Annotated in this window: 11 protein-coding genes; 4 read left to right on the plus strand and 7 right to left on the minus strand. The window is 75.2% G+C overall.

The window, feature by feature from the left end; translation table 11 throughout:
- Positions 1–104 precede the first annotated feature (104 nt).
- Complete coding sequence (locus ACPC54_RS34765) at positions 105–1,469, minus strand: dipeptidase (protein WP_498970459.1); 1,365 nt, start codon at positions 1,467–1,469, stop codon at positions 105–107.
- Positions 1,470–1,854: 385 nt separating this feature from the next.
- On the opposite strand from ACPC54_RS34765, the gene ACPC54_RS34770 reads away from it, so the two are divergent.
- The gene (locus ACPC54_RS34770) at positions 1,855–3,087 is read left to right on the plus strand and encodes a geranylgeranyl reductase family protein (protein WP_498970529.1); all 1,233 of its coding nucleotides are present in this window, start codon (positions 1,855–1,857) and stop codon (positions 3,085–3,087) included.
- A 226-nt stretch (positions 3,088–3,313) separates the two neighbouring features.
- On the opposite strand, the gene ACPC54_RS34775 is transcribed toward ACPC54_RS34770, so the two are convergent.
- The 3 genes from ACPC54_RS34775 to ACPC54_RS34785 all read right to left on the minus strand — a co-directional run bounded on the left by ACPC54_RS34775 (position 3,314) and on the right by ACPC54_RS34785 (position 7,232).
- A complete protein-coding gene (locus tag ACPC54_RS34775; RefSeq protein ID WP_498970460.1) occupies positions 3,314–5,677 on the minus strand; it encodes a glycosyl hydrolase family 18 protein in 2,364 nt (787 codons plus the stop codon).
- 215 nt (positions 5,678–5,892) lie between these two features.
- Entirely contained in the window at positions 5,893–6,306 is a 414-nt protein-coding gene (locus tag ACPC54_RS34780; RefSeq protein ID WP_498970461.1) for a RidA family protein, read from the minus strand.
- A gap of 68 nt (positions 6,307–6,374) precedes the next feature.
- Entirely contained in the window at positions 6,375–7,232 is an 858-nt protein-coding gene (locus ACPC54_RS34785) for an ATP-grasp domain-containing protein (RefSeq protein WP_498970462.1), read from the minus strand.
- Between the two features lie 186 nt (positions 7,233–7,418).
- Between ACPC54_RS34785 and ACPC54_RS34790 the strand changes: the two genes are divergently transcribed.
- On the plus strand, positions 7,419–8,192 hold the full coding sequence (locus ACPC54_RS34790) for an enoyl-CoA hydratase family protein (protein ID WP_498970463.1): 774 nt from the start codon (positions 7,419–7,421) through the stop codon (positions 8,190–8,192).
- Positions 8,193–8,330: 138 nt separating this feature from the next.
- Here the strand turns inward: ACPC54_RS34790 and ACPC54_RS34795 are convergent, their stop codons facing one another.
- Entirely contained in the window at positions 8,331–9,092 is a 762-nt protein-coding gene (locus ACPC54_RS34795; protein ID WP_498970464.1) for a maleylpyruvate isomerase family mycothiol-dependent enzyme, read from the minus strand.
- Positions 9,093–9,193: 101 nt separating this feature from the next.
- Here ACPC54_RS34795 and ACPC54_RS34800 point away from each other — a divergent pair, with 101 nt between their 5' ends.
- Positions 9,194–9,955 (plus strand): acyltransferase, encoded by a 762-nt coding sequence (locus tag ACPC54_RS34800; RefSeq protein WP_498970465.1) that lies wholly within the window; start codon positions 9,194–9,196, stop codon positions 9,953–9,955.
- Between the two features lie 304 nt (positions 9,956–10,259).
- Here ACPC54_RS34800 and ACPC54_RS34805 read toward each other — a convergent pair whose 3' ends face one another.
- Positions 10,260–11,756, minus strand: a complete 1,497-nt coding sequence (locus ACPC54_RS34805) for a PucR family transcriptional regulator (RefSeq protein ID WP_498970466.1) — start codon at positions 11,754–11,756, stop codon at positions 10,260–10,262.
- A 225-nt stretch (positions 11,757–11,981) separates the two neighbouring features.
- Here ACPC54_RS34805 and ACPC54_RS34810 point away from each other — a divergent pair, with 225 nt between their 5' ends.
- Positions 11,982–12,869: an esterase/lipase family protein gene (locus ACPC54_RS34810; RefSeq protein WP_498970531.1), complete on the plus strand. Its 888-nt coding sequence runs from the start codon at positions 11,982–11,984 to the stop codon at positions 12,867–12,869.
- A 116-nt stretch (positions 12,870–12,985) separates the two neighbouring features.
- Here the strand turns inward: ACPC54_RS34810 and ACPC54_RS34815 are convergent, their stop codons facing one another.
- A complete protein-coding gene (locus ACPC54_RS34815; protein ID WP_498970467.1) occupies positions 12,986–13,582 on the minus strand; it encodes a HutD/Ves family protein in 597 nt (198 codons plus the stop codon).
- Positions 13,583–13,611 lie beyond the last annotated feature (29 nt).

Genomic DNA, 13,611 nt, shown 5'->3' on the forward strand with positions numbered 1-13,611 from the left:
GGCCCGGGGCCGGTGCCGGCGACCCGTCAGGAGTCCGGCGGGGGTTCCGGGCGGGAGTCCGGGCAGGGTTCCGGGCGGGAGTCCGGCAGGGCCTCGAACTCCCGTCAGGCGGAGCGCAGTTCGGCGTAGCGGCGGAGGAACAGCGCCTCGGTGAGGGCCATCCGCTCCAGCTCCCGCGGGTCGACGCTCTCGTTGACGGCGTGGATCTGGGTGGTCGGGTCCTCGACGCCGATCAGCACGATCTCGGCCTGCGGGTAGAGCGTGCGCAGGGTGTTGCAGAGCGGGATCGAGCCGCCCTCGCCGGAGGCCACCATCGGGGTGCCGAACGCCTCCTGCATGGCCTCGCCCATCGCCTCGTAGGCCGGGCCGCTGGTGTCCGCGCGGAACGGCGAGCCGTTGCCGTGGCGCTCGACGGTGAGGCGGGCACCCAGCGGGGTCCGCGCCTCCAGGTGGGCGACCAGCGCGGCCTGGGCCTCGGCGGCGTCCATGCCCGGCGGGACGCGCAGGCTGATCAGGGCCTTGGCGGCGGCCTGGACGGAGGAGGTGGCGCCGATCACCGGCGGGGCGTCGATGCCGAGCACGGTGACGGACGGGCGGGCCCAGAGGCGGTCGGCGACGGTGCCGGTGCCGGTCAGGGCGACGCCGTCGAGCACCTTGGCGTCCGCGCGGAACTGCTCGTCGGGGTACGCCACGCCCTCCCAGGTCTGGTCGGCGGCCAGACCGTCGACCGCGACGTCGCCGTGCTCGTCGTGCAGCGAGGCGAGGACCCGCACCAGGCACTGCAGGGCGTCCGGGGCGGCGCCGCCGAAGGCGCCGGAGTGCAGGTTCCCGGCCAGGGTGGTGATCGAGGCCTCGACGACCGTCATGCCGCGCAGCGAGGCGGTCACGGTGGGCAGGCCGGGGGCGAAGTTGCCGGTGTCGCCGATGACGATGACGTCGGCGGTGAGCAGCTCGGGGTGGGCCTCGGCGTAGCGCTCCAGGCCGCCGGTGCCCTGCTCCTCCGAGCCCTCGACGATGATCTTCAGACCGACCGGGTACGCGTCGCCGTACACCTGGCGCAGCGCGCGCAGGGCGGTCAGGTGCATCAGGATGTTGCCCTTGCAGTCGGCCGCGCCGCGCCCGTACCAGCGGCCGTCACGCTCGGTCAGCTCGAAGGCGGGGCTGTGCCAGCCGGCCTCGTCGAGCGGCGGCTGGACGTCGTAGTGCGAGTAGAGCAGGACGGTCGGGGCGCCCTCGGGGCCGGGGAGCTCGGCGTAGACGGACTGGGTGCCGTCCGGGGTGTCGAGCAGCCGCACGCCGGTCAGGCCCTCGGCGGCGAAGGCGTCGGCGACCCAGCGCGCGGCCTTCTCGCACTCCTCGACCGGGAACTGGCGCGGGTCGGCGACCGAGGGGAAGGCGACCAGTTCGGCGAGGTCGGTGCGGGCACGGTCCATCAGGGACCGGACGGCGTCGGCCAGGGGCTGTGACATCGGTGCTCCGTGGGGAGGGGCCGCCGTCCGAGGGGTGCGGGCGGGGCGTTCGGTTGGGGTGTTTCCGATCATAGGCTGAGCCGATCGGCGTGGTTCGGAGCCGGTCGGGCCGTGCGCGGGGCCGGTACGGGGCCGGTACGGGCCGAGCGCGGGGCGGGGGCGCGTGGCTGGGGCCGGTCGGGGTGTGCTGCGGCCGGTCGGGGTGGTGCGGCGTCCGGACGGGTCGGTCGGACGCATAGGATTGCTCGACGTGACTGACTCCGGAAGCCCCGATTCCCGTAGCCCGCTCGACACTCCGGCCGACACTCCGGCCGAGGCCGTGACCGCGGCGGATGAGACCGCGGTGGACGAGGCCGCGGCGGATGAGACCGCGGTGGACGAGGCCGTGGCGGACGAGAACGCCGTGGACGAGGGCGGCGCGTCCGCCGCCCCGGACCCGCGGCTCGACGGCGTCGTCTGGGACGTCGTGGTGGTCGGCGCCGGACCGGCCGGGTCCTCGGCCGCGCACGCCGCCGCCGTCCAGGGCCGCCGGGTCCTGCTGCTCGACAAGGCCGAGCACCCCCGCTACAAGACCTGCGGCGGCGGCATCATCGGCCCCTCCCGGGACAGCCTGCCGCCGGACTTCAAGCTGCCGCTGCAGGACCGGGTGCACGCCGTCACCTTCGCCTACGACGGCCGGTACACCCGCACGCACCGCTCCGAGCGGATGCTGTTCGGCCTGGTCAACCGGGACGAGTTCGACCTGCGCCTGGTGCAGGCGGCCGAGCAGGCGGGCGCGGTGCTGCTCACCGGAGTGACCGTCACCGGCGTGGAGCAGCGCGGCGGCGACCAGCGGACGGTGCGGGTGACGGCCGCGGACGGGCGGGTCTTCGAGGCGCGCGCGGTGGTCGGCGCGGACGGCAGCGCGAGCCGGATCGCCCGGCACGTCGGGGTCACCTTCGACCAGATCGACCTGGGGCTGGAGGCGGAGATCCCGGTGCCGCCGGAGGTCGCCGCCGACTGGCAGGGCCGGGTGCACCTCGACTGGGGCCCGCTGCCCGGCAGTTACGGCTGGGTGTTCCCGAAGACGGACTCCGGCAGCCTGACCGTCGGCGTCATCTCGGCGCGCGGCGACGGCGAGCGGACGAAGCAGTACCTGGCCGACTACATCCGGCGGTTGGGCCTGTCCGGGTTCACCCCGAGCGTCGAGTCGGGCCACCTGACCCGCTGCCGGGCCGAGGACTCGCCGCTCTCCCGCGGCCGGGTCCTGGTGGCCGGGGACGCGGCCGGGCTGCTGGAGCCGTGGACCCGTGAGGGCATCTCGTACGCGCTGCGCTCGGGCCGGCTGGCCGGTGAGTGGGCGGTGAAGGTCGCGGAGGCCGGTGAGGCGGCGGGCGTGCGGCGCGAGGCGCTGAACTACGCGTTCGCGATCAAGGCCGGGCTGGGGGTCGAAATGCGCGCCGGCAAGCAGCTGTTGGCGGCCTTCGAGCGGCGGCCGCAGCTGTTCCACACGGCGGTCTGCACGGTGCCGGCCGCGTGGCGGGCCTTCGCCCGGACCACCCAGGGGCACACCGACTTCGCCCGGCTGCTGCGGGAGAACCGGGCGGCGCGCAAGCTGCTCGGGATGGCCGCGCGCTGAGCACCGGGCCCGGGGGGGGGGCCCCCCGGGGGGGGGGGGCCCCCCGGCGGGGGGGGGGTTTTTGGGGGGGGGTTTACGGGGCCCCCCCCGCGGGCGCGGGCGGGCGGGGGCGGGGGGGGGGCCCGCCGCGGGGGGGGGGGGGGCCCGGGCCCGCCCCCCGGGCCCGGGCCCCCCCCGGGGGGCCCGGGCCCCCCCCCCGGCCCGACTCGGTTTTTTCGGGGGGCTGTTACCCGAGACCGTGCGGCTGGGTGGGGCCCGGCTGGGTGAGGCCGGTGTCGAGGGCGGACATCAGGGTGCCGGACGGGGTGTCGCCCGACATCTCCCAGATCATCCCGCCGAGCAGGTTCTTCGACTTGAGGTAGGCCGCCTTCCGGGCGATCGACCAGGCGTCGTCGAAGGTCCACCACTGGCCGCCGGCGCCCGTGTAGCCGTACGTGGCCACGGAGTTGGGGTCGTGGTAGACGGTGAGGCCGGGGACGCCGGTGATCAGGTTGTTGTACCCGCGCGTCCCGGCCTCCTCGGCGAACTGGCCGGGCGCGGCGCCGGTCGCGGACTGCCAGGCGCCGTTCGCGCCGGCCCCGCCCGCGGCCACACCCTGCCAGCCGCGCCCGTAGAACGGGAAGCCGATGGTGAGCTTGCGCGGGTTGACCCCGGCGTTCAGGTAGGTCTGGACGGCCGTGTCGATGCTGAAGTGGACGTTGTACGGGTCGTTCGGGTCCGGGTGGAGGTTGCTGGCCTGGCCGGTGCGGTTGGGCTCCCAGGAGTTGTCGCTGCCGGCGCCGTGGAAGTCGTAGCCCTGGACGTTGGCGATGTCCAGCGAACCGAAGATCCTGGACAGGTCCCAGCCGGCCGCGACCTTCGCCGGGTCGGCCGGGGTGAAGGCGGTGAGCAGCTTGTGCGAGCCGCCCAACGCGTCGAGCTGCTTGCGGAATTCGGCCGCCAGCAGGGTCAGGTTGGCCTTGTCGTCGGCGCTCCAGTGGTTGCCGGCGTGGCCGTCGCCGGAGCCGGGCCACTCCCAGTCGAGGTCGATGCCGTCGAAGATGCCCGCCGCCACGCCGTCGCCGCCGGCGCCGTTGTAGACCGGCAGGTTGCCCCTGATCCAGGTGTCGACACAGGACTTGACGAACTTCTGGCGGGAGGCGTCGGTGGCGGCGACGTCGGAGAAGTACGTGGAGTAGGTCCAGCCGCCGAGCGAGACGACCACCTTCAGGTTCGGGTACTTGGCCTTGAGCTTCTTCAACTGGTTGAGGTTGCCCCGGAGTTTGCCCCAGCCGTCATCGGCGACGCCGTCCACGGACTGGTCGGCGCTCATCGGGCGGGCGTAGTCGGCATCGGCGTCACCGGCGCCGGTGCCCTGGTCCGGGTCCTGCGGGTTGCCGGTGGTGCCCTTGGTGACGCCCGCGAGGCAGGTCAGGTTCACCGGATCGATGTTCTCGAAGGCGTAGTTGATGATGTCGAGCTTGGCGGCGCTGCCCGAGGTGTCGAGGTTCTTGACGAAGTACTGACGGCCGTAGATCCCCCACTGGACGAAGTAGCCGACCCGGGCGTACTTCCCGGCGCCGACGACGTCCGAGGTGGTGACGGAGAGCGGGGTGGAGGCGGCGGACGTGTTGTCGGCGGGGTCGCGGGCCTTGACGGTGAAGCTGTAGGCGGTGGACGGCGAGAGGCTGCCGATGGTCGCGGTGAGCGTGGCGCCGGTGACCGTCGCGGCCAGGGTGGCGCCCCGGTAGACGTCGTAGGCGGCGACCCGGACGTTGTCCGTCGCGGCGTTCCAGGCGAGCGTCACATCCGACGAACTCACCGCCGTGGCCCGCAGGTTGGTCGGCGCGGTGGGCGGGACGGTGTCGGTCGACGGGTCGAAGGTGGCGGCGGTGACGGGCGCGCTGACCGGGCCGGTGTTGCCCCGGCTGTCCTTCGCCCGGACGGTCAGGGTGTACGAGGTGGCCGGGGTGAGGCCGGTGACCAGGGCGCTGGTGGTGGTGCCGGAGGCGAGCACGGTGCTGCCGTTCAGCACGTCGTAGGAGGCGACCGGGAAGTCCCCGCGGGCGGCGCCCGGCCAGCTCAGGGCGAGCGTGTGCGCGGTGGACTCGGTGACGGCGGGCGTGCCCGGCGCACCCGGCGGGACGTCCGGGGTTCCGTCGCACCTGTCGCCGTTGACCCGGCAGTTGAGGGGTGCGGCGACCGGACCGGTGCCGACGAACCAGAAGCTGTACGGCTCGGTGGTGCTGTGGGCGTTGACCGTGGAGTTGTAGAACGCGGCGGTGGCGGTGACGTGTTGGCCGCTGACGGTGGCGGTGCCGTTGTAGGTGTTGCCGATCGTGACGCCGGCCGGGAGGTCGAACTCCAGCGACCAGCCGGAGACGGCGGCGGCGTTGTCGTTGTGGACGATGTACGTGCCCTGCCACCAGGAGCCGTTGTCGGCGGTGGTGAAGGTGGCGGTGAGCTTTCCGGCGGCCGGGGTGGGGGTGGTGCCGGCGTTCGCGGGGGCCGCCAGCGCGGTGAGCAGCGCGAGCGGGAGCAGCAGGGCGGAGAGCAGTGCGAGCAGCCTGCCGCGCGCGGGTGGGCGCCCGGACCGGGATCGAGCGGACATGGTTCTCCCTGTGGCTGTGGGGGTTGGACAGGGTGGCGTAGAACCGGATGTGCTGCGTGTGCGATCGGTGCCCGCGCTGTGGGGAGGCGGGGGCATGGGCACTGTAGGAGGACTGGACCAATGCGTCAACAGGTCTGTACCAGTGGCGAGTTGGGGTGCTCCTGCCCGATCCCGGGCGGGCGTCGGCGGGGAAACGTGCTCCTGCTGCCCCGGTGCTACTCCGGGAGGATCGCCATCGCCTCGATCTCGATCAGCACCTCGGGCCGGAACAGGGCCGCGACCTGCATCGCGGAGGCGGCCGGCAGCGGCAGGTCGCCCAGGTACGCGTCGCGGGCCTCCCGGATGGCCGCGAGGTGGGCGATGTCGGTCATGAAGAAGGTGAACTTCACGACGTGGGAGAAGTCGGCCCCGGCGGCTGCCAGGCAGCGGCGCAGGTTCTCGAAGATCTGGTGCGCCTGCGCCTTCGGGTCGCCCGCGCCGACCAGGGCCCCCTGCTCGTCGAAGGCGACCTGGCCGGACACCTGGACGAGCCGGCCGGTGCCGGTGACGACGTGGGTGTAGCCCGCCGCCCGGGCGACCCCGGGCGGTTCGGCGATGTGGGTGAGGTGGGAGTGGTTTTCGGTGGTCATGGCGCCGATCGTGGGGCACCCGCCGCCCGGGCGCAATCCGTTTCGGCAGGCCGGGCCGCCGCCGGCCGTCAGTCCGTCACCTCGGGGAGCTCACGCAGGAACGGGCGGTCGGCCGCGGCCACTCGGGAAGCCGGCCCGGCCGAGCGCAGCACCGTGTCCAGCACGCCCTCCGGGTCGGCGGCGTAACCCCCGCTGGCCCAGGCCGCGTTGGACTCGACCACGGCCCAACCGCCGTCCGTCCGGCCGACGTCCACCACCGCCGCGCTCGGCAGCGGGGCGCCGGAGGCCGAGGTGTCGGAGGCGTCGGAGGCGTCGGAGGCATTGGAGGCGTCAGCGGCGCCGGAGGCCGAGGCTGCCAGGACGTCGCGGGCGAAGGCGAGCACCTCGGCGGTGTCCGGCCCCAGCGGTGCGGCGGACAGCTCCCCGTCCACCGCGTACCGCGAGCCGGCCACGACCTCGCCGTCCAGCACGAACAGCCGGTACTCCGTACGGAACCGCACCACCTCGCTCACCAGCACCGGCGTGTCGCCGTCCAGCAGCTCCGGCCCCGGAAGCGCGCCGCCGTCCGGGTAGACGCGGGCCGCGAACAGCTTGTCGACCGGCGGCTTGACGAACGCCGGGCCGCGCAGGCGACGGGCCTCGGCGAGCGTGCCGTACGACACCCGCCGCCCGGTGAGCGCGCCCGGCAGCCGGGCCAGCCAGTCCGCGGCCGGCTCCAGCAGGGCCAGGCCGAGCGCGCGCCCGACCGCGTCGGCGAACAGCGGCCCGCCGTACAGGTGCACCGGCGAGCCGGCCAGGCCCTCCGGCGCCCGCCAGGACGCGGCCGTGCACGCCCGCAGGCCGCGGTGCCCGGCGACGGTGCGCAACTGGTGGCCCGTCTCGGTGACGCGCGGGGAGAGCAGCAGGACGGCGGCGTCGGTGATCATGGCGCAGATGCTGCCGTGGGCGGGGCGACGGGCACCAGCGGTTTTCCGCCAGGACCGGGGGAGCGGGAGACGGGAGGCTCTGGCCGAGGGGCGGGTGGGCGTGCCAGAGTCGTCCGGGCGCCGCCCGGGCACCCCGGACGGCGCCAGCGGTCCGACCCACCCTCAGCCGGAAAGCAGGCCCCGCCGATGACCAGCGCAGCGCCCCTCGTCCACGTCACCACCGCCGACGCCGTCACCACGCTCACCCTCGACTCGCCGCACAACCGCAACGCTCTCTCCTCCCGGCTGATGTCGGAACTGCACGCCGGACTGGCGGTCGCGGCGGCGAACCGGGACGTCCGCGCGGTCGTGCTCACCCACACCGGCAAGGTGTTCTGCGCCGGCGCGGACCTGTCCGAGGCGACCGGCGCCGACCCGACGGTCGGCCCGCGCGGCCTGGTCGAGCTGCAGAAGGCGATCGTCGACTGCTCGAAGCCGGTGATCGCCGTCGTGAACGGACACGCCCGGGCCGGCGGCCTCGGCCTGATCGGCGCGGCCGACCTCGCGATCGCCGGCCCCGCCGCCACCTTCGCCTTCACCGAGGTCCGGCTCGGCCTCGCGCCCGCCGTCATCTCGCTGCCGCTGCGCCCCAAGCTGGACCCGCGCGCCGCCTCCCGCTACTACCTCACCGGCGAGGTCTTCGACGCCGCCGAGGCCGCCCGGATCGGGCTGCTCACCCGCGCGGCCGACTCCACGGACGGAGTCGAGGGCGCGCTGAAGGAGCTGCTGGACGCGCTGCGCCAGGGCTCGCCGCAGGGGCTCGCCGAGTCGAAGCGGCTGGCCAACGCGGACGTGGTGCGTTCCTTCGAGCGGGACGCGGACGAGCTGGTGCAGCTGTCGGCGCGGCTGTTCGGCTCGGCGGAGGCGCAGGAGGGGATGCGGGCGTTCCTGGAGAAGCGTCCGGCGAACTGGGTGCGCTGAGCGGCGGCCGGTGAACCGGGTGCGCTGACGGGCGGCCGGTGAACCGGGCGCGTTGACCGGCGGCCGGTGGACGGGTGCGTTGACCGGCGTCCGGCGGGTCGGCTCGGTGGGTGCCGGGCCGGCCCGCCGGTCCCGGCCTCAGACCCCCGCGGTCTCCTGCCACAGGCGGAGCAGGTCCGCGTCGCCGTCGACGGCGATCCGCGAGCGCTCGTCGGCGGGGAGCCGGTTCCACAGCAGCAGGTAGAGGTCGTGCGCCGGGCCGGTGAGGGTGAGCTCGGCCGGCGTGTCCGGCCCGCCGGCCGTGACGGCCAGCGGCTCCGGGCTGATGGTCAGGTGCCAGGCGCCGGGGCTGTCGGCCGTCCGGACCAGGACGGTGCGCGGGCGGTCGCTGCGCAGCGTGGAGCGGTCGCGGGTCAGGAAGCCGCGCAGCAGCTCGTCGATGCCGTCCGCGGCGAGGGCGCTGTCCACCTCGGGGCCGGCCGTACCGGCCGCGGAGTCGGCGTCGATGCGGTGGATGGCCGTCTCGTGCGCCTGGCGCCGGGCCCAGAACGCCAGCGGGCTGGGCGCGGGGATGAAGGTCCAGCACTCCACGTCGGCCGGGGCGTTGGTGAGCGTGTCCAGCAGCGCGGCGTGGCCCTCGCGGTACCAGTCGAGCAGGTCGGCGTCGGCCGGCTGCGGCCCGAGCACCTCGCCGGCGTCGGCCTCGTCCAGCCGGGCGAGCAGGCCGCGGGCCGGGTGGGCGGCGGCCCAGCGGTGGACGTTGCCGATGTGCCGCAGCAGGTCGGCCAGCCGCCAGTCCGGGCAGGTCGGGACGGGCGCGGCCAGGTCGGTGCCGGCGGCGGCGTCGGCGAGCAGCGCGCCCTCGCGGCGCAGTGCGTCGATGTGAGCGGAGATCTCCATGGCAGGAGTGTGCCCCGCCGCCCCGGGTGCGACGGGTCCGCGGCGTGTGATCTTGGCCGCCCGGCGTCCGGGCGGAGGCTACGGGCCGGTAACGTGAGCGCATGCCGATAACCCGTTCCCTTCTCGCCGCCGCCCGGGCCGGCGGCCGCCGGGCCGCCGGACGCCTCGTCCACCGCGGCTGGCGCTGGGTGCAGCGGACCGGCGCGGTCACCAACCGGAGCCCCGGTCCGTACCGCTTCGGCGAGTTGGGCGACGGCACCACCCTCGCCTTCCCGCTCGGCGCGGTGTTCAACGAGCAGTGGATCACCATCGGGCCGTTCTCGATCATCGGCGAGCGGGTCACCATCAGCGCCGGCTTCCTGCCCGGCCTCGACCTCGGGCCGGAGCCGATCGTGCGGATCGGCGGCGGCTGCGTGATCGGCCGGGACAGCCACATCGTCGGCCACCAGTCGATCGTCATCGGCGACGACGTGTGGACCGGCCCGGGCGTGTACGTGAGCGACCAGGCGCACGAGTACCGGGACACCGACCTGCCGATCGGCAAGCAGTGGCCGCGCAACGAGCCGGTGGAGATCGGCGCGGGCAGCTGGATCGGCACCGGCGCGGTGATCCTGCCGGGCGCGCGGATCGGGCGCAACGTCGTCGTCGCGGCGGGCGCGGTGGTGCGCGGCGAGGTGCCCGACCACAGCGTGGTGGCCGGGGCGCCGGCCAAGGTCGTGCGCCGCTGGACCGAGGCGGACGGCTGGCAGCCGCCGCTGCGCCACGACGCGCCGCAGCCGGTGCCGGACGACGTGACGGCGGAGCAACTGCGTGCCCTGGTGGGGTGGGACCTGCGGCTGCCGGGGGAGCAGGCGGGGGCGTAGCGGCTGCGGGGGTTCTCGGGGGCGGGGCCGGCCTGCGGGGTGCGGGCGGCGCGTCGTGCCGAGACCGCGCCCGTTCGACGCCGTCCGACGCCTCGGGGCCTTGCCCGTCGCGGAGGTCCCCGAGCAGGTCGGTGAGCAGCCGGGGCGCACCCACGGGCACGCCCTCCGCCCGGCCGGGCCCCGAACCGCCCGGGCCCCGAACCGCCCGGGCCCCGAACCCGCCTGGGCCCCCGAACCCGGCCGGTGCTCGACCTGCTCGCCGCCGGGACCGGCCGGGAGGAACCCGGGCCGGTCGGCGCCGGGACTACCCGGCGGGGGCGGCCTGTTCGGCGGTGCGGGCGGCGATGGCGGCGGTGATCCGCAGGACGTCCGCGGGCTGGGTCGGGTCGAGGCCGGTGAGCGCGGCGATCCGGCGCAGCCGGTAGTCGACGGTGTTCGGGTGCAGGTGCAGGGCGCTCGCGGTGTGCCGCCGGTTCAGGCCGCCGGCCAGGTGGGTGCGCAGGGTAGTGAGCAACTCGCCGCCGTCGACCAGCGGTTCGAGGAGCGCGGCGAGCCGGGAGCGGGCCTGGCTGGGCCGGGTCAGCTGGTATTCGAGGAGCACGTCGTCCAGTCGGTGCAGCCCGGGCGGTCGGTCGAACGCCCGGGCCACGTCCAGGACTTCGCAGGCGAGCGCGGCGGCCCCGGGCACCTCGGCGGGGACGGCGGCGGCCGCGCCGGCCTGGACGGACGCGCCGGCGGCCCGGGCCACGGCCGTGACGGCGTCGGCGAGTTGTGCCCAGGTGGCCTCGGCGGGGGTGTCCGCCGGCAGGGGGCCGGACGAGGCGTCGGTTCTCCGGTGGGTGTCCGGGCCGATCCGGATGTTCTGGTCGCGTTGGTCGCGTTGGTCGCGTTGGTTGTGCTGGTTGTGCTGGTTGTGCTGGTGGTGCTGGTCGTTTTGGTCGGGTGCGAGCGGGACGAGCACCAGGCCGCCCGAGGGCGTCAGCGCGCAGAGCGCCGACCGCCGGGTCCGGTGGTCGAGTTCGGTCCCGAGGCGGCGGAGCTTGCGCAGGGCGGCGATCCCCGGGTCCACCCCGGGCGCGCGCTCGTCGGCGTGGTCGGCGACGGACAGGCAGAGCACGGCGTAGGCGGCGGGCAGCCGCAGGCCGGCGCGGGCGGCGGCGTCCTCGGCGGGGGCGCCGGCGAGCAGCGCCGTGAGCAGTGACTGCCGGGCAGCGGACCGGTGTTCGGCGGGCCGGCGCCGGCCGTCCTGGTAGCCGGCGCCGGCCGCGGCGGTGGCCTCGCGGAGCTGGTCCAGCAGCAGCCGGTTGAGCGCGAGCAGGTCGGCGGCGTCCCCGGCGCGGGCGTGCCGGGTGGCGAACTCCCAGCAGATCTCCAGCCCGAGGTGGTGGGCGAGCAGGACGGCGTCCAGCGGCAGGCCCTCCTCGGCCCGGCGGGCGGCGGCCTCCCGGACGGCGGTGAACTCGGCCTCGGGGGCGGGCCGTCCGGTCCGGGCGGTGTGCGCGAGGGCGCGGATGCGGCGTTCGGTGTCGCGGGTGAGTTCGCCGGTCAGCTGCTCCTGGGGCAGGCGGCGGTAGACCGGTACGCGTTCCACCAGGGCGGCGATCACGGTCGAGGCCAACTCGCGGGCGCCGCCGAGGATGCGGAGGTCGGCGGGGAGGCCGCCGATCACCGGGACGCGCCAGTCCGGCGCGGGGGCGTCGGCCGGGGTGGCGTCGGCGGGGGTGGCGTGCGCGGCTGCGTGCGTGGGGGCTTGGGCGGGGACTTGGGTGGGGGCGCAGTGGGGCGCGTTGTGACCGGTCACAGAGAACACCGTCCAGGTCTGGGGAACGCCCAAGGGCCGGGCCGGAGGGGCGACCGCATGATGGAGCCACTCGGGTTACCTGTTGGTAACAAACTTCCGCTGTGGAGGCAACAGTTGAGAACCCCACTTCTCCGCTTCTCCCCAACTCACCTGCGCCGGAGAGTCCGTGGCGGGCGTCGCGGTGCGCTCGGCGGTACGGTCGGCGGCGCCCTCGGCGCGGCCGTGCTGGCCGGGGCACTGCTGCTCGGCGCGGCGGCGGCCCCGGCAGGTGCGGCCACCGCGTCCGCGTCCGCGACCACCGTGGCCGCCACCGCACTCCCGCCGGACGGCGACTCGGTGGCCTCGCCGCCCGGCGCCAACGACTGGAACTGCCGCCCGACCGCCGCGCACCCCAACCCGGTGGTCCTGGTGCACGGCACCTTCGCCAACCGCTACGAGAACTGGCTGACGCTGTCCCCGCTGCTCAAGGGGCTCGGCTACTGCGTCTTCGCCCTCGACTACGGGACCGTCCCGGGCATCACCTCGACCGGAAGCGGCCTGCTGCTCCCGATCGGCGGGCTCCGCGCGGTGCCCGAGTCGGCGGCCCAACTCGCCCACTTCGTGGACCTGGTGCGCACCGCGACCGGCGCGGCCAAGGTCGACATCGTCGGGCACTCGCAGGGCGGCATGCTGCCCAACTACTACCTGAAGTTCCTCGGCGGAGCTGCCAAGGTCGGCACGCTGGTCGGGCTGGCCCCGTCCAACCACGGCACGACGCTCGACGGCATCACCAAGCTCGCGCCGTACTTCCCCGGGGTCGCCGACCTGATCTACACCGCCTGCCAGGCCTGCCGCGACCAGGCGGTCGGCTCGGACTTCAACCAGGCGATGGCCTCCCGGCCCGACATCGTGCCGGGCGTGCGCTACACCGTGATCTCCACGGTGTACGACGAGGTCGTCACTCCGTGGCGGACGCAGTTCCTGAGCGGCTCGAACGTGGACAACGTGGTGCTGCAGGACCACTGCCCGGTCACGTTGGTCGAGCACGTGGCGATCGCCTTCTCGCCCACGGCGATGCACCTCGTGACCAACGCCCTGGACCAGGCGCACGCCACGCCGGTGCTCTGCGGCTGAGTCGAACCGCGGCGCCCCTGCCGCCCGCCAGGTCGGCAGGCGGCAGGGGCGCCGTTGCGGTCAGCCGGTCAGCCGGTCAGCCGGTCAGCCGGTCAGCCGGTCAGCGGGTCGGCCGGTCAGCGGGCGGCCGGGTGGAAGGTGACGACGGCCACGGCTCCGCCCTCGCTCCCGCCGTCCACCGGGATCCGGAGCTCGTACGGGCCCGGCGCCTCGACCAATGCGGCGTCGTAGCGGGTGAGTTCGACGTCGTCGAGGTCGGCGGCGCCGGCGAGGCAGACCAGCAGGACGGTGCCGGAGGGCGGGACGTCGACGGTGGCGGACGCGGTGCGGATCTCGACGGTCGCCTCGACGCGCCCGCGCCGCGTCATCACGTTGAAGTCCACCACCGGTCCGCCCAGCAGCCGGCAGTCCGTCGCGGCGTCCCCGGGGAACGCGAACGGGCGCAGCGGGGCGTCGACCGGCTGCTCGGCGCCGTCCACGGTGAGCACCATGCCGGCGCCCTCGACGAGCGTGATCACCCGGTCGATGCCCGGGAACACGGAGAACGGTCCGGCCGCGGCGACGTCCGCGAGACTGACCCGCCAGTCGAAGCCGTCCAGCCCGGCCCCGGCCGGGAAGCCGGCCACCTCCCTGGTCACCCCGCCCCCGTTGAGCCACGGGGAGGCCGGGCGCTCGCTCGCCCGCAGTACCTGGATGCGTCCGGAGGTCGTCATGGGGCCGCATCCTGCCACAGGCGGACGAC

This window comes from Kitasatospora sp. NPDC094028 (assembly GCF_049543595.1).
Classification (GTDB): domain Bacteria; phylum Actinomycetota; class Actinomycetes; order Streptomycetales; family Streptomycetaceae; genus Kitasatospora.

Excerpts from the sequence above, each read along its gene's own strand:
- ACPC54_RS34780 (WP_498970461.1), bottom strand. The coding sequence starts at position 6,306 with ATGACCACCGAAAACCACTCCCACCTCACCCACATCGCCGAACCGCCC.
- ACPC54_RS34790 (WP_498970463.1), top strand. The coding sequence starts at position 7,419 with ATGACCAGCGCAGCGCCCCTCGTCCACGTCACCACCGCCGACGCCGTC.
- ACPC54_RS34785 (WP_498970462.1), bottom strand. The coding sequence starts at position 7,232 with ATGATCACCGACGCCGCCGTCCTGCTGCTCTCCCCGCGCGTCACCGAG.
- ACPC54_RS34795 (WP_498970464.1), bottom strand. The coding sequence starts at position 9,092 with ATGGAGATCTCCGCTCACATCGACGCACTGCGCCGCGAGGGCGCGCTG.
- ACPC54_RS34815 (WP_498970467.1), bottom strand. The coding sequence starts at position 13,582 with ATGACGACCTCCGGACGCATCCAGGTACTGCGGGCGAGCGAGCGCCCG.
- ACPC54_RS34800 (WP_498970465.1), top strand. The coding sequence starts at position 9,194 with ATGCCGATAACCCGTTCCCTTCTCGCCGCCGCCCGGGCCGGCGGCCGC.
- ACPC54_RS34765 (WP_498970459.1), bottom strand. The coding sequence starts at position 1,469 with ATGTCACAGCCCCTGGCCGACGCCGTCCGGTCCCTGATGGACCGTGCC.
- ACPC54_RS34775 (WP_498970460.1), bottom strand. The coding sequence starts at position 5,677 with ATGTCCGCTCGATCCCGGTCCGGGCGCCCACCCGCGCGCGGCAGGCTG.